The sequence below is a fragment of the Salinispora sp. H7-4 genome (assembly GCF_013416675.1).
Classification (GTDB): Bacteria; Actinomycetota; Actinomycetes; order Mycobacteriales; family Micromonosporaceae; genus Micromonospora; species Micromonospora vitiensis.
The window spans coordinates 103,161-118,296 of sequence record NZ_JABZED010000021.1 but is presented as its reverse complement, the minus strand read 5'-3'; the positions used below and the strand labels follow the sequence as shown (position 1 = coordinate 118,296).

General features: G+C 66.5%; 13 protein-coding genes and 1 pseudogene. 5 read left to right on the top strand and 9 right to left on the bottom strand.

Translation table 11 applies throughout. From position 1 onward, the window contains the following. Positions 1 to 127: 127 nt before the first annotated feature. Positions 128 to 316 carry a DUF397 domain-containing protein gene (locus tag H0524_RS13390; protein ID WP_018724798.1) on the top strand — a complete coding sequence of 63 codons (189 nt, stop codon included), beginning with the start codon at positions 128 to 130 and terminating at the stop codon, positions 314 to 316. A 137-nt stretch (positions 317 to 453) separates the two neighbouring features. On the opposite strand, the gene H0524_RS13385 is transcribed toward H0524_RS13390, so the two are convergent. Further along, a complete protein-coding gene (locus H0524_RS13385; RefSeq protein WP_180198935.1) occupies positions 454 to 4,269 on the bottom strand; it encodes a carbohydrate binding domain-containing protein in 3,816 nt (1,271 codons plus the stop codon). Between the two features lie 368 nt (positions 4,270 to 4,637). On the opposite strand from H0524_RS13385, the gene H0524_RS13380 reads away from it, so the two are divergent. Next, entirely contained in the window at positions 4,638 to 5,408 is a 771-nt protein-coding gene (locus H0524_RS13380) for a polysaccharide lyase family 7 protein (RefSeq protein WP_180198934.1), read from the top strand. Between the two features lie 192 nt (positions 5,409 to 5,600). Here the strand turns inward: H0524_RS13380 and H0524_RS25425 are convergent. Then, positions 5,601 to 5,774: pseudogene (locus H0524_RS25425) on the bottom strand (MFS transporter); the annotation flags it as partial. 138 nt (positions 5,775 to 5,912) lie between these two features. Between H0524_RS25425 and H0524_RS13370 the strand changes: the two are divergent. The 3 genes from H0524_RS13370 to H0524_RS13360 all read left to right on the top strand — a co-directional run bounded on the left by H0524_RS13370 (position 5,913) and on the right by H0524_RS13360 (position 7,923). Further along, positions 5,913 to 7,184 (top strand): MFS transporter, encoded by a 1,272-nt coding sequence (locus H0524_RS13370; protein WP_180198932.1) that lies wholly within the window; start codon positions 5,913 to 5,915, stop codon positions 7,182 to 7,184. A gap of 140 nt (positions 7,185 to 7,324) precedes the next feature. Further along, a complete protein-coding gene (locus tag H0524_RS13365) occupies positions 7,325 to 7,552 on the top strand; it encodes a type II toxin-antitoxin system Phd/YefM family antitoxin (protein ID WP_018724803.1) in 228 nt (75 codons plus the stop codon). Then, positions 7,549 to 7,923 carry a type II toxin-antitoxin system VapC family toxin gene (locus H0524_RS13360; protein ID WP_180198931.1) on the top strand — a complete coding sequence of 125 codons (375 nt, stop codon included), beginning with the start codon at positions 7,549 to 7,551 and terminating at the stop codon, positions 7,921 to 7,923. Before H0524_RS13365 ends, H0524_RS13360 begins: the two co-directional genes overlap by 4 nt. A gap of 151 nt (positions 7,924 to 8,074) precedes the next feature. Here the strand turns inward: H0524_RS13360 and H0524_RS13355 are convergent, their stop codons facing one another. The 7 genes from H0524_RS13355 to H0524_RS13325 are packed head-to-tail and all read right to left on the bottom strand — an operon-like array spanning position 8,075 to position 15,096. Continuing rightward, a complete protein-coding gene (locus H0524_RS13355) occupies positions 8,075 to 8,911 on the bottom strand; it encodes an alpha/beta fold hydrolase (protein ID WP_180198930.1) in 837 nt (278 codons plus the stop codon). 23 nt (positions 8,912 to 8,934) lie between these two features. After that, positions 8,935 to 10,620, bottom strand: a complete 1,686-nt coding sequence (locus H0524_RS13350) for an acyl-CoA dehydrogenase family protein (RefSeq protein WP_018724806.1) — start codon at positions 10,618 to 10,620, stop codon at positions 8,935 to 8,937. Then, positions 10,610 to 11,335, bottom strand: coding sequence for an SRPBCC domain-containing protein (locus tag H0524_RS13345; RefSeq protein ID WP_018724807.1), 726 nt, complete (start codon positions 11,333 to 11,335; stop codon positions 10,610 to 10,612). The genes H0524_RS13350 and H0524_RS13345 overlap by 11 nt, the downstream gene beginning before the upstream one ends. Before the next feature lie 48 nt (positions 11,336 to 11,383). Then, positions 11,384 to 12,550: a sulfotransferase gene (locus H0524_RS13340; protein WP_180198929.1), complete on the bottom strand. Its 1,167-nt coding sequence runs from the start codon at positions 12,548 to 12,550 to the stop codon at positions 11,384 to 11,386. Next, on the bottom strand, positions 12,537 to 12,866 hold the full coding sequence (locus H0524_RS13335; protein WP_018724809.1) for an acyl carrier protein: 330 nt from the start codon (positions 12,864 to 12,866) through the stop codon (positions 12,537 to 12,539). Before H0524_RS13335 ends, H0524_RS13340 begins: the two co-directional genes overlap by 14 nt. A 47-nt stretch (positions 12,867 to 12,913) precedes the next feature. Further along, positions 12,914 to 14,554 carry an AMP-binding protein gene (locus H0524_RS13330; protein ID WP_180198928.1) on the bottom strand — a complete coding sequence of 547 codons (1,641 nt, stop codon included), beginning with the start codon at positions 14,552 to 14,554 and terminating at the stop codon, positions 12,914 to 12,916. Between the two features lie 14 nt (positions 14,555 to 14,568). Continuing rightward, a complete protein-coding gene (locus H0524_RS13325; protein WP_080644782.1) occupies positions 14,569 to 15,096 on the bottom strand; it encodes a GNAT family N-acetyltransferase in 528 nt (175 codons plus the stop codon). Positions 15,097 to 15,136: the final 40 nt, after the last annotated feature.

Here is a 15,136-nt window from a genome sequence, read left to right as displayed (position 1 = left end):
GCTGACACCAGCACCGTTGCCGCACAACGCCTCCACCGAGTTACGAGACATCTCTTAGCGAAAAAGGCTCTTTACCCGAATGAGACGGACAAGTTTGTAACCACACTGATCGAGGAGATGAATAACCGTGAGTAACCTAGTCGGCGCTGTCTGGCGCAAGTCCACCCGCAGCGGCGCGAATGGCGACTGCGTTGAGGTCGCGGACAACCTTCCTGACCTCGTGGGTGTTCGGGACTCCAAGGACCCGATCGGGCCGGCCCTGGTGTTCGGTCCGTCGGCGTGGCGGGTCTTCGTGCACCACGTCAAGCAGCACTGACCCAGCCCCAGGAAGCCCGGTTTCCGGGGAACCCGACGGCAGCAGAGGGCCCGGCCCACTCAGGGGCCGGGCCCTCGTGTGGTGCTGGGCGGCGTCCGGGTTCGGTTGACCCCGGGCGCCGCCCAGCTGGGTTGCGGTCAGCCGGCCGCGATGCGCCAGGCCGCGGCGAGCTTCCACGTCGCCGTGGTCGGCTTGCCGGTCAGGAGCGCGTGCTCCGCGTCCGCGGTCAGGGTCGAGGTCCGCGTCGCCGAGGGGGCGGTGACACCCTCCCGTACGATCGCCGCCTGCGCGACATCTCGGAGCGTCGACACCAGCAGTTCGTGCTGTGCCGCGATGTCCCGGCTGCTGAAGGACAGCAGGGTGGAAACCACCGTCAGTTCGGTGACCACCCGCCGCTCGTCGCGGACCGAGCCGTCGTCCTGCCAGGAGCTGTCGTTGCGCAGCGACAGGTCCAGCACCTGCACCGCGGCCTGGGTCCAGCCGTCCTGCTCGATCCCGGCCAGCTCGGCCCGCAGCTCGTGCAGCCGGTCCTGGGTCGCGTCGGTGCGCAGGCCCCAGCCGTACGGGTAGAGCGGGTCGTAGCTGGCGTCACCGACGTTGATCGGCTCCTGGTCCAACGAACGCGGCCAGGAGACCGGCAGCTGACCGGTGAAGGGCTGCTCGCCGAAGAGTACGTCGGCGACGCCAGCCCCCTCGGTGCCGGGCAGCCAGGAGGCCACCACGGCATCGGCGGGGGCGAGCGCGTCGTCGAGCACGAGCGGACGACCGGAGATCACCAGTACGACGCACTCGTCCACCGCTGAGCAGACCGTGTTGACGGTGTCCTGCTCGGCGGCGCTCAACGTCATGGTGAAGCCGTTGTTGCCGACGTCGCCGATGCCCTCCGCGTACGGTTGCTCGCCCACCACGACGACGGCCCGGTCGTGCCCGTCCAGCGGGGCGGAGGCGTCGGCGCTGTAGGTGACCTCGGTGTCCGGCGCGACCTGTTGGATGCCCTCGAGGATGCTGGTGCCGGGGGTGATGTCGCCGTTGCCGCCCTGCCAGGTGATGGTCCAGCCGCCGGCCTGCGCGCCGATGTCGTCGGCGTTGGCGCCGGCGACGTAGAGCTTGCCGGTGTCGGCCAGCGGCAGCACCTGATCGGTGTTGCGGAGCAGCACCTGGGACTTCGCGGCGGCCTCGCGGGCCACCGCCCGGTTCTCGGGCGAGCCCACATCGGCCAGGTTGGTCCGGTCGGTGAACGGCTGCTCGAAGAGTCCGAGGTGGAACTTCTGGGTCAGGATTCGGCTGACCGCGTCGTCGATGCGGGACATCGGTATGTTCCCGGCCTCGATCTCGCCGAGCAGCGTCTCCTCGAAGCGCTGGTACTCGTTCGGCACCATGATCATGTCTAGCCCGGCGTTGATCGAAATACGTACGTCGCTGTCGTAGTCCCCGGGGATCTGGTCGATCGCGGCGTAGTCGCTGATCAGGAAGCCGTCGAAGCCGATCTCCTCCTTCAGGACGTCGGTGAGCAGCTCCTTGTGGGCGTGCATCTTGACCGGGTTGCCGACCCCGTCCTCGGTGAAGTCGACGCTGGAGTACGACGGCATGATCGTTCCCGCGTTGTGCTTCCGCACCGCCGGAATGTATGGGTCCAGGTGGACCCGGTCGAATTCTTCCCGGCTCATGACAACGACGCCCTGGTCGATCGGGTACCCCCCGTCGCCCGGCCGGTACTCGGTCCCGCCGTCGCCGGCGTAGTGCTTGACGGAGGCGAGCACCCGGTCGGCGTCCTTCCGGTCGGCCAGCTCGTGGCCCTGGAGCCCGTCGATCACCGTCTCGTTGGCGATCACCAGCGCCGGGTCCTCCCCGTACGCCTCATAGGTGCGCCCCCACCGGTCGTCGCGAGCGACGCAGGCGCAGGGTGCGAACGACCACTGCGGACCGGTCGCCCGGGTCTCCTCGGCGGTAACGTGCCCGACCCGTTCGACCAGCTCCGGGTCCCGAGCCGCGCCGAGCCCGATGTTGTGCGGGAAGATCGTGGTGCCCTGGACGTTGCTGTGGCCGTGCACCGCGTCAACGCCGTAGAGCAGCGGAATCTGCAGTCGGGTCTGCAACGTGTACGTCTGGTAGCCGTCGACCATGTCCGCCCAGGCCTCGGGGGTGTTCGGGGTGGGCGTCGAGCCGCCACCGGAGAGCAGCGAGCCGAGTCGCCAGGTGGCCAGGTCGTTCGGCGAGTCGAGGGCGTTCCGCTCGGCCTGGGTCATCTGGCCGACCTTCTCCTCGACCGACATCCGCCCGAGCAGGTCGGCGACCCGCTCGGCAACCGGCCGGGAGGCGTCCAGGTACGGCAGGCCGTGCGCGTTCAGCACGATGGTCGGTGGGTTTTCGGGTACGGCGATGCCGTTGCCGGAGAGGGTCAGCGGGATGGTCTCCGCCAGCTCCGCCTGCTCGTCGGAGCGGGTGTGGACGGTGACCTGCCGGGTGGTTCCGGAGGCGGTGCCGGCGGGGAAGACGAACTCTCCCTCGACCGGCTCGTAGTCCTCGCCGGGGGTGGCCGTGCCGGCGCCGGTGGCGTACCGCAGGGTCACCTCGTCGTCCAGCGGCGCGTCATCGGTGTTGGTGAGCCGGATCGTGACGGTGGTCGACTCGCCCTCGTCGAGGAGGCTGACCGCGGGGTCGGCCGCCACCCGCACCGTCGGCCCGACCCGCGGGACGCCGTAGACCTCAACGTCGTCGATGCGGAAGGTGTCGGCGTACCCGGAGCGGGGCTGCATCGCGTAGCCCCACATCTGGTCGAGGTCCAGCTCCTGGTTGATGCCACCGATGGGTTGATAGTCGGTGCGGTACTTGAACTGCGCGAACGGGAGCTCGACCAGGCGCCAGCCGACCCAGTCCTCGGTGAAGCTGGTGATCCAGAGCTCGCTGTGTTCGGCGTCCACCCCGCCGTCTTTGATCTCCACATCGATGCGGCGCCCGGCGCCGGGCGCGGCCGGTGGCACGGTCAGCGGGCTGAAGTACCAGAACCGGAACCCGCCGAAGCTGCTCCAGTCCTGCGGCTCGGTGTTGAAGCTCAGGTTCTGCCCGAAGCCGGCCCAGCTGGTGGTGGTGTCGATGGCCACGGAGAGGGCCTGGTTGTCGGCGGGCGTGCCGTCGCGGGCGGCGTCAACGTAGCTCAGCTGCGGGATGCGGGAGTCGTCGCCGCTGAAGGTGATGATGCCGGGCTGTCCACCGGGCGGGTTGAGCTGCGGCTGCGGGGCCTCGAAGTCGGCGACCGTCGCCACGTTGGTGAAGAGCTCCACCTGGTCGAAGTGCAGTTCACCGGCGCCCTGCGGCAGGTTGACCGCGAACCCCCACATCCGGTCGAGCTGCAGCTCCTTGTCCTTCGGGCCGTCCCCTGGCTGGTAGCTGGTGCGCCAGGCGAAGTCGGGGAAGGTCGTCCGGACCTGCTTCCAGCCGGTGGAGTCGTCGATGAAGAACGACTCCCACAGCTCGGACGCCTCACCGTGCTCGCCGCCGTCCTTGATCTCGAACTGGACCTGCCGGCCGCTGCCGTCCCCCTTCACCCAGAACGAGAACCCGTCGTACGCCCGCCAGTCCTGGTGGCCGTCCGGCGCGATGAAGTTGTGGGTGAAGCCACCCCAGCCCTCGATGTCGTACCGGACGGAGAAGGCGTCGTTGTCGCCGCCCGCGCCGGGCCGGTCGTCGCTCGCGACGGTGCCCACCTCGGGCCGCTCGGGATCGCTGGAGGCGAAGAGGAAGACCTCGGGGGGTACGCCGTCCTCGTAGTCTTCGACGGTCTGCACGGCGCCGGCCGGCGCTGGCGCGACGGCGGTGTCGGCGGCGGGGGCCGGGTCGGGCAGGGCCTGCGCGGCCCCGGGCAGGACCAGCAGGGATCCGGTGAGGGTGAGGGTGAGCAGGGCGGCGGTTCGGGTACGCATGCCGCCCCGCCTGCGATCGGGTTTTGGATGCACAGTGCCTCCTGTGGATGGGGTCGGGAACGCTCCCATCGATTGTTGTAAGCTACAACATATTGGCCCGCGCCGTTTTGAGGAAGTAACAGGTGCGTAACGAGTGGTAGCGGGGGTGGGCGCCTCGCACAGACCCTGTCGTAGCCCCACGGCGCCCGTCCGGCCGGCGTCACAGCGGGGGTGCTGCGGAGATTGCGTTATTAATTGACCCACAACCTGTATGCCATTAATCTTTTTATAACTGGCGCGTTCAGTTAACACATGTAAAGCGACGCCATTGATCTGGAAATACTGGGCGCGCCCCCGTTTGTTCGTGCCTGTTTGCACCGGGTGCCCGCACTGTCGGTGCTCCATCAGGAGGTGTCCCAGTGATGAAGATCGTGTCTGCGTACCGACTCGTCACCACCATCGTGGCCACATTGGCAATCACGGCTGCCCTCGTCGTAACCACCGGCACCGCCGCTGCTGCCGCCCCCTGCGACTACCCCGCTCAGAAGCTGGACCTAACCAATTGGAAGGTCACCCTGCCGACCGGATCGCCCGGCTCGCCGACGGAGGTCAAACAGCCGGTCCTCGCCACCTATGCGGTGAACCCCTGGTTTCAGGTGAACCACAGCTGCCAGGGAGTGCAGTTTCGCGCCCCGGTCAACGGGGTGACCACGTCCGGCTCCAGCTATTCGCGCTCAGAGCTGCGCGAAATGACCGACAACGGGACGCGGCAGGCTGCCTGGTCGGCCATCGTGGGCACCCACACCCTGACGTTCCGGCTGGCGTTCAACCGGCTCCCCAACGGCAAACCGCACGTCGTCGGTGCCCAGATCCATGACGGCGACGACGATGTGACCACCTTCCGCCTCCAGGGCAGCAACCTCTACCTCACCAAGGGAAACGACAGCGACTACAAGCTGATCGCCAGCGGGTATCAACTGCACACGGTCTTCGAGGGAAAGTTCGTCGTCAGCGGGGGGCAGATTCGCGCCTACTACAACGGCGCCCTCCAAGCGACCATCGGACACACGGGACCCCGCAACTATTTCAAGGCCGGGGCCTACACCCTGGCCAACTGCGGCAACTCCTCTCCGTGTAGTAGCTCCAACTACGGGCAGGTGAGCATGTACAAACTATTGATCACTCACTCGTAGCGTGCCGGTCGTCACCCGTTATCCCCTAACTAAGAGCCTGCTATTGCGGTTCGGTGTCCGGCGGGCCTACCCGCCGCCAGCCCGAACGGGAGGGCGCTCCGGCGTCGGTGCGGCTGGGCGCCGGGTCGAAACCGCCCATTGGGCCAGTCGCGGGGCGAACAGGCCGGTGACTGCGAACAGCAGCGCCAGCAGGTCGCGTCGGTCGGCGAGCCGGCCGAACGGCACGCTGGCGATCAGCCCGACCAGCGCGGCGATCGTGAGACCCACTCCGACCGAGCGGGGGGACAGGCCGACGCTCCGGGCGAGGAACAATGCCGAACCGGCAACCGAGAGCCCCATCCCCACCGTGGTGGTACCGGGCGACAGTACTGATTAAAGTCGATTTTTGGTGGTACTCTCCGTCGCACTGTCCACGCGTCCTGAAGGTGTTGCTATGCGGGTGCTCGCCGACCGGGCTACGCACACCACAGTCCATGCCGGAGCTGAAGTACCAGAGGTCGACAAATGTCCTCGGTAACTCGGGAGCGGGCTTCCCGAACGCCTCGTCTCGGCCTGTTTCGCGTACCTGACTTCCGTCGCTTCTACGGCGCGACTCTCGCCGGTCAGCTCGCTGACCGGTTCGTGTTTCTCGCGCTGCCACTGGTGGCAATCGTCTGGCTGGATGCCGACGAGTTCGAAGTCGGCGTACTGACAGCTCTGACGACCGCCGGTTCACTGCTGATCGGGCTTCCAGCCGGTGCCTGGGTGGACCGTTGGCGCAAGCGCCCGGTCATGATCTCCACGGATCTGGTCCGGGCGGCGCTGTTACTGCTTGTACCCCTGGCCTGGTGGGCAGACGCGTTGACGATCGGGCTGCTGTTCGCGGTTGCGCTCGTCCACGGCATGATGACCGTGCTGTTTGAGGTCGGCTACACCAGCTATCTCCCCGCCCTGATCGGCCGCGAGCACCTGGTCGAGGGGAATGCAAAGATCGCCGCAGCCCGCTCCGCGACGAGCATCAGCGGCCCGGGCCTGGCCGGACCGCTGGTCGCCGGGCTGGGTGCACCGCTGACCCTGGTCGTCAGCTCCGCCGGGATGCTGCTGTCCGCGCTGGGCGTGCTCCGGATCCGCAAGCCGGAGCCACAGCCGGAGAGTGCCCTCACCCGGCATCTCATCCGGGAGGTCAGGGAAGGATTGCGGTTCGTGCTCGGCCACCCGATGCTACGCCCGATCCTGTTCACCGACGGCATCTTCAGCCTCTTCCTCATCACCTACCAGACCATGCTGCTGGTGTTCCTCTCTCGGCACCTGGACCTTGGCTCGTTCGGCATCGGCCTGGTGCTGTCGGCTATGGCGTCCGGCGGACTCACCGGTGCGCTGCTCGCCCGCCGCGTGATCGGCCGAGTCGGCCCCGGCCCGGCGGTCTGGCTGGCGACACTGTGCACGGCCCCGGCCGCCGCGATACTGCCGCTTGCCCGGCCTGGCTGGCTTCTCTGGCTCGCGGCGGCCGGATTGGCCCTGGTCTCCGCCGGCGGCGTGATCCGCCTGGTCTCGCAGGTGGGGCTCCAACAGGCCGCCACACCCGACCGGCTGTTGGGCCGGATGAGTGCCATCGTCCGCTTCGTCCAATGGGGCGTCATGCCGATCGGTGCACTACTCGGCGGGCTACTCGGCGGGCTGTTCGGCGCCCAGGCCGTACTGTTCATCGGGGCGGTCGGGATGACAGCCGCGTTCCTGCCGGCCGTCCTGTCACCGCTGGCGGCAGCGCGCGAACTACCGGCGACGGCGGCGACGTGATCGACTCCCGGGTGCCCCACTTGCAGTGTGTCGGCCGTCGCCTGGACTGCTGCGCGATCAGCGAAGCGACCCGGCGCGTTCGGCTAAGGTGTTAGCTAACCTGGGAGGTGGTTAGGTTGACCGAAGCTGCGCACTACAACATGCATGACGCCAAGACCCACCTGTCCCGCATCATCGAGCGGGTGGAAGGCGGTGAGGAGGTCTTCATCGACCGGGCGGGCACTCCGGTGGCAAAGGTCGTGCCGTTGGTGCGCCGGGTCAACCGCACCGCGATCGGCTCCCTCAGCGGGCAGGTGGACCTCTCCGGTGACTGGGACTCGCCCCACACCAATGACGAGATCGCCGGTGACTTCGGCATCAGCGCATGAGCCTGTTACTGGATACCCACGTCGCGCTCTGGGCCATCACCGGCGATGCAAACCTGGAACCGGCATTCCTTGATCGGCTTCGTCATGACCCGGACATCTTTCTTTCTCCGGTCACCCTCTGGGAGATCACCATCAAACAGGCGGCGGGGAAGCTCGCTGGACCGCCCGACCTCGCGGAGTGGGTCCGGGGCATGGGCTTTCGCGAACTGGCGGTGACGCACGTCCACGCGATCGCCGCCGGTCGCCTCCCACCGCATCACCGTGATCCCTTCGACCGGATGCTGGTGGCACAGGCAACCACGGAAGGCATGACGTTGGCCTCGCGCGACGGGTCGATCGCGCGGTACGACGTGGACCTCCTCAAGGTCTGACCCGTCATCCGTTCGGCAATTCGGTGTCCATCCGAGCTGGCCCACCCGCCGTCTACCAGAACCGGAACCCCGCCGAAGCTGCTCCAGTCCTGCGGTTCGGTGTTGAAGCTCGGGTTCTGCCCGCATCCCACCCACCGCCGCCTCGGTCGCGTCAGTGCCGGTTCGCGAAGTCGGCCACCCGGCGGGCAAGCGAGCCCTCGGTCCGAGCCCAGGTGAAGTGGTTCAGGGGGACCGTGGTTTCATCGTTGTAGTGCACCCGTTCGATGGGTGCTGAGACGAGCTTGCGACACAGGTGGTCAAGGCTGAACGAGGGCACGAAATCGTCGCCAGCGATGCTTACCGCGAGTACCGGCACGCGAAGCGCGGCCAGTGCGGGCTCCGGATCGGTCCCGGCGATCGACCGATAGCGACCGTGCCGAGCGGTGTAGGCCCAGTCGCGGATCACTCCGCGAGCCTGTCGGCCGCCGAAACCCCAACCCGGCCAGACGCCGAGTAGCGCCGTGACCTTCGCGACCATTTGTGTCTGCGCCAGCGTCAGTAGTCCGCGGGCACGCGGGTAGGTCCGCCAGTAGGCGAGCCCGGCCGCCACCACGGCAACGCCGGATGGCCCGGACCTGTCGCCAAGTGCGAGGTGCAGCAGGCAGATGTGCGCCCCCAGGGAGTGGCCGAGCAGCAGCGTGGATCGCCCGGCGACGCGGGGAGCCAACCAGTCACGTACGGCGCCGACGTCGGCGGCGAGTTCCGGGTATCCGTACTGGGAACCGCGGTCGGGGCGAGGGGAACTGGCGCCGACACCTCGCAGGTCCACCACGTGGACGGCCAAACCCTCGGCCACGAGCTGTTCGGCGAACGGCCGATAGAAACGCGCTGGCACGCCCATCGCAGGCCAGATGATAACGGCAGGTGCGTCGGCGTGGTCCGGCTCCGGGTAGCTTTGCACCCCGAGTTGGTTCCCGTTGCGAAAGATGTACTCCTGCGTGGGTTCCATCGACGAGAGCTGTCCTTTCGTAGTTATCCGATCGCCAACGGGATCGGGGTCAGCGAGAATAGCTCGGGCGCCTCCACCTGCTTGATAAGCATTTCTTCGACTGCGGCCAGCGGTCCCGGCGATATCTGCCATGTGGGATCGAGGTGTTGGGTAAGCCGGTCCAGGGATGCGATCATCCAGCTCTCGTCCGTGAAGAGGCCGCCCGTATTGTAGGTCCCATTGAGAATTACGCAGGCAGCGGCGTGCAGTACGCAGTGGACTCGTGCTGCCGTCTGCCCCACCATTGACCGGTATCCTCGTCGGTCAATGCTGAACAACCGCGCGGTCTGCTCATGGTAGGCCGCATCGAGCCGGCGCACCGGCTTCCACGACGACAGGCGCGCTGCGAGCTGGGGCCACGCACCCCCAATCTCATCCCGACCACCGTTGGTCAGGTGCAGCCGGCGGCCCTCAGGTATCCACGGTGTCAGTTCAGCCCGTCGGTTGAACAGGGCCGGCAGCAGGGACGGATCACCGCCTGAACCGCTGGGAGCGAATATCAGGTCCGCGGCTATCGAGCTGAGATTCACGTGAGTCGTGCCCTCGAAGATGCTCGCGATCGCCTGGTCCCGGTGCAGCTTCTGAAACGTGCGGGCGGAAACGGTGTCGCGCAGGTATCCCCGGGCGCTGAGCACGGTGTTGAGATCGGCCAGCGCCCGCTCGACCGTGACCGGGACGAAGTACTTCACGATCGCGGACCACAGGCTGAGCCGTTCGGGTACCTCGGTGATTGCTCGCACCGCCGGGATCGACACACATTCTCCGATGATCAGGTCAAGATAGGCCCGTACCAGGATGTCCCGGACCGCAGGCAGCTCGGTGACCGGTGCCCCGTAGAGGCGGCGCCCGCGGGCGTGCGTGTAGGCCAGGCGTAAACCGGTGTCGAGACTGCCCAACGACAGCGCGGCGATGAGCGTACGAGTGATCTGTAGGGCCTTCAGCGTCTGTGGGATGCCCGCGCCCGGTCGCCCCAGCAGCGCGGTGGCGGGAACTGAACAGTCGGAAAACACCATGCCACTCAGGTCATGGCCACGTAGCCCGACAGTTGGCACGCTTGGGCTGTTGTACCAGTGCCCGGTCGGCATCTGCTGCTTGTCCACGAGGAGAAGCGAGAACCTGCGGGGACCGGTAGCGGCGTAGACGGTGCAGAATGCCCCGCGGGTGGCGTTACCCACCGGCCACTTTTCGCCATTCAGCACGTACCGGTCGCCGTCACGCCGGGCGGAGACCTGACACCCGGCGAGGTCACTGCCGTGGTCGCGTTCCGACATCGCGAATGAGCCGAAATCGCCGGCGAGTAGCCGGCTGGCGAGCCAATGCTGCTGCCGGGCGTTCCCCCACAACCAGACCGGGTTGGCGCCGAGCAGAGTCGTGCCGTACGACACCCCGGGCCGCAGGTCGCGACGGGCAATCGTCCGACACATCGAAAACAGTTCCTGGAAGGATCGCATCCGACCACCGAGGGCCTGTGGTACGAGAAAGTGGGGGAACCCCCAGGAACGTAGCGCGTCCATCGCCGGCCAGGGCATGTCGTCGCGCTCATCCTCCTCCACGCTGCGGGAGAATGCGGAGACCGCGTCGGGATGGTTCGGGTCCCCCAGGAACTGCTCAAGCTGTGCGGCCGACTGGTCCGCCGCGTAGGTGCCATGGAGACTCCCGTCAGTCGCCATCGGAGGATTCTACTTCCGGCGCTGGCACAAGGTGCCGCAAGAAGGCGGCGCGGCTGGCCCGCATCCAGTTGCGGGTGGCGAACATCGTGGCCGGTGGGGCGTACAGCGCAGCCGTGTGCTCCACCACCGTGGCCACCTCCGCAGCGCTCGCACCAGCGGCGAGGAGTGTCGCTCCCCATGCCTGGCTACTGAACACGGTCAAGCTGGTGAACTCCGGCGAGTGTTGTCCGGCCTTCGGGTTCGCGGTGACGATGGCCTCGTTTCGGAGGTGAAGGTGCAGACCCAGCAGTGCCAGGTCCCAGCCGACCCCGGTGGCACCCGGACCGAACTCCGCCCAGAATCGCTGGTCAACGGTGGCCGTGTGCTCGAGTTCGATGATGGTCTCCCCGGTGCCGTCGGACAACCGCACATCCACCTCGGACGCCGGGCTGTCCCCGATCACCATCGCCAGGGTGAATAGTCGCATCGGTTCGCAGCGCAGGACGGTGCCACGCAGGTTGCCCTCGAACGCAAAGGCGCCACCCCTGTGCACCTCACCGGTGACCGGAAGGAACCAGCGCGAGATCTGGTCCACGTCGGTGAGGGCGGCCCATACCTCCTCCAGGCTTGCCTGGTATCCGCGACGCAGTCGGACGCTGTGACCGTCACCTGCGGGAATGCGCCGATGGCCGATGTCCCGGTGGACGCTGGCGAGCTGTTCGGCGATGTCTGCCATGATTCCCTTCTTTCCAGTAGCGATCCGCCGTCGGATCACGACGTGCTTTCATACGTTGAACTCGAGGCGGTAGTCGCCGAACTGTCGATCGATCCGGGTCTGGTCCAGGCCAAAATCGGTGAGTGAGTAGCCGGGCCTACCAGGGCGCTCCGGGGCTTGATCGTTCAGGTGCCGCGCCATCCGGGCAGCTGCGTTCGGACGCAGGGAAACCCCGGCGAATTCGCATACCCGTGCGGCGACACCTAACGGGTCCGCCCGCAGGTCTTGCTGTCGTACATCGAGTGTGAGCGCGGCCGTCCCGTATCGATCTCCCTGGCGCAGGTTCGACAGCCCCAGTTTGGCGTATCTGAACCACTGACTGCCGATGGCATGGCAATTCACTGGGGCCCCGCTGGCACCCCGCACGACCGCGGTGAGGTTGCTCGCCGAGGCCAGGTTGGCGGCCGGATCGCGGTGGAGTCGGATAATCCGTGCCCGCGGGTACGCTGCAGCCAGCGCGTCCAGGTGCCATAGGTGGGACGGACACTTGAGCACGATGTGCTGCCCCGGTCGCCGCCACAGCATGCACCGCAGCAGTAAGCGATGATATTCATAGGTTTCGCGCAGGTTCTGCTCGTTCAGCCAGGCTAGGTAGCTCGGTATGTGGTAGCGCTGCGCGAAAATCGAGCTGGAAAATGTGGTGGCGGTCAGCCGGTGGCACTCGTCGGGCCGGAGCGGGTCCAATGGATGCAGGTCCCGGAGTCTCGGTGCAACTCGGTGGTATTGCTCGACGTAGTTGCGAGCGACCTGGATCATCCGGACGCGTGCGGTGGGGTCGGTGGAGGCAGCTGGCGCCAGCATCTCCCACAATCGGGGTGCCCGCAGCTCGGGATGCTCTGCCAGTAGATTGTGCAGGGCCGTCGTGCCTGTGCGTGGCATCCCCGTGATTACGATGACGCTCTCCAGCGGAATCTGCTCGATTTCTGGATTGGCCTTCACGAGCTTGCTCGTCTGGATTTGTGTGACGAGTTGGGTGACCACGAAATCGTGCAGGATCTGACGACCGAAAGAGCTCAGAAACGCCTCGCCGGCCACCGCTTCCAGTAGGCGCCGGAGTGCGGGAAGGAACCGTAGTGGTCGGTGGCCATGGTCGCCGGCCGACTCCCGAGCCCACGCGACGAGATCATCCACAGCCATGCCGGCGACCGTCGGGCGGTCCGCCTCACTGCCGCTCATCGGGGTCACTATCCGCTGTGGTCGGGTTCTGTGATGGAACCGCGGTCTCTCCTGCATCAGGGCTTCTGTCCGCCAACGCATCCGCCACAAGCTGAGTCATGTCGCTCAGGGAGCCAGCCTCGTATAGCTCGGACTCATCCAAGGAGATGTCGAATTTCGCCTCGATCTTGTCTAGGATCTTGTAGAGGGTCAACGAGTCCAGACCGGAGAGATCGGAAAGACCAGCCTCCTGGTCGACCGTCTCGACAGGGTAGTTCAGCAGGTCCGCGATAACCTCCCGGATTTGCTGTTCCACCGTGGTGTGGAAATCAGGCATGGCAGCTCCTTTCCGCTAATTAAGTTGTGTTGAGATCCCCACCGCTTTCAGGTCGTCGGTGGCGCGCTGTGTCGCACCTTGGCCCGTTGCACCTTGCCGCTGCTCGTGCGGGGCATGCTCTGCGGCGGCATCAGTTGCACCGTGACATCGAGTTGACCGAGTTCCGCGGAGATTGCAGATCGAATACGACCGATCAGATTCTGTCGCTCGTCGCTCGACTCGATCGCAGTCTCCACCACTACGACTAGTCGTTCTCCACGCTCGTGGTCCTCGCCGACCGCCGCGCATCGTCGGCGGTAGACCCCCGGCACGTCTCGGACGATCGCCTCCACGTCCTCGGCGTAGTAGTTGTGGCCGCGGATCACCACCATGTTCCTGGTTCGGCCGGCGATATAGAGCTCACCGCCGTGCACGAACCCTTCGTCCCCCGTACGCAGCCAGCCGTCCATGGTGAAGAGTTCCCCCGCCGGCTGCTGAAAGTAGCCGCTGGTGACGGGCGTTCCCGTTATCTCGATCTCACCGAGGTGGTCCTCGGCGCCGTCGGCACCGCCAATGCGGACCCGGACCCCCCGGACAGCCTGGCCCACGGCGACGAGGGGACGGGCTCCAGGCGTACCGGGCTCGGCGAGGACGACGAGGCTGCTGTCGCGAGTGCGGGCTCGATCGAGCCAGAGGTGGGACAGGCGGGCTCCGGGCCGCGGGAAGGTGACGGCGAGTGTCGCTTCCGCCATCCCATAGACAGGCATGATCACATTGGGGCGAAGGCCCCGGTCTGTGAAGGCCTTCTGGAACCGGGTGACCGTGCTGGCCTGGACCGGCTCTGCGCCGTTGAGGCCCAGTCGCCACCCAGACAGGTCGAGATCCTTAGGAACTCGGTTGGCATCATCCGCCAGATGATCATAAAAGAAGTTCGGGGCGGTGGTGACCGTGCAACCGTTGTGGACGAATTGCTGTAGCCACGCTGCTGGTTGCCGGACGAACGTCGACGGACGCCAGACGACCACGCGTAGGCCCTGGCTCAGAGCGGCGAGAGTTGAGAAGAGTCCCATGTCGTGGAACAGTGGGATCCAGAGTCCGGCCACGTCTGTTTCCGTCAATGCGCACCCATCGACGATCGCGTCGAGTCCCGCTACCACGTTGCGGTGGCTGAGGACGACGCCCCTGGGATTTCGGGTGCTGCCGGAGGTGTATTGGATCACCGCGAGCGAGTCGATGTCGGCCGGCTCGGTGAGCTCCGGTCCTGTTGTCGGCAGCGCATCGCCATCGATAACTTTGACCGGGGGTAGGTCGGCTGAGTGGCCGCGAATTACTCCCAGGCATGCCGAGCTGGCCACAAGATGTCGCATCGTGGAGTCGGCCAGGACCCGTCGAAGGTGATCGATGTAGCCGTGTACCCCACCCATGGCCGAGGGAGTAGCGAGCGGTACCGCCACCGCGCCGCAGTGCAGGATCCCGAGTAGGGCGCGCAGGAACACCAGGCCGTTCTCTGAGACTAGTCCAACAGGGTCGCCCGGACGGACACCATCAGCGCGCAACTGCGCGGACGCCGTCCGGCTCATCTGCAGGAGGTCTGTGAGCGATACTCGTTGGCCGGCCTCAGCGATGAGTATCTCACCGCCTCGGGCAGCGTAGATCCGCTCCACTAGCCCGCTCTCCGTGCTGCCGCGCGGTGCTGGCTCCGTCGGCATGGCGACCGCCCCTTTCAACGGATGAGCGAGGCGACCCGCTCGCGGTTGTTGGTCCAGTCGGTTCGGCTGACCGCGACGAGGCAGGCGGTCTTGTGAGGTAGCTCGACCACCATGATCTGCCGCATGCCCAGCATTTTGTGTAGGTGCACCATTGACCGATTACGAATATTGGGATCTCCGATGTAATGTCGGGCCTCCGGCCACGTTTCAAAGGCCCAGTCCACCCCGTCCACGATTACCTCCAGAATGATGCGTCGATCCACCCGCGCTGCCGGATCTACCAGCAAGTGAGACCCGCGGGCCTGATCCTCGATTAGGGGCACATCGGCGAGTAGGCTGTCCCGCTTCGCATAGGTCTCGGCGTAGGCGACCGGCCGTCCATCCAGTTCACCGACGACTGTCTCTACTCCGAGTTGCTCCGCCGGCAGCGCCAGGTAGTCACGTACAGTCTCGGGGCCGTACGGCGGCGGACCGACCTTCGCCACCCGAGGAGCAGTTCCCCAATACGTCAGACCCGGGGCGGTCCACCATCTCCAGATCATTTCCGCGTCGCTCGGCACTGTGCGCCGCCAGACAAATGTG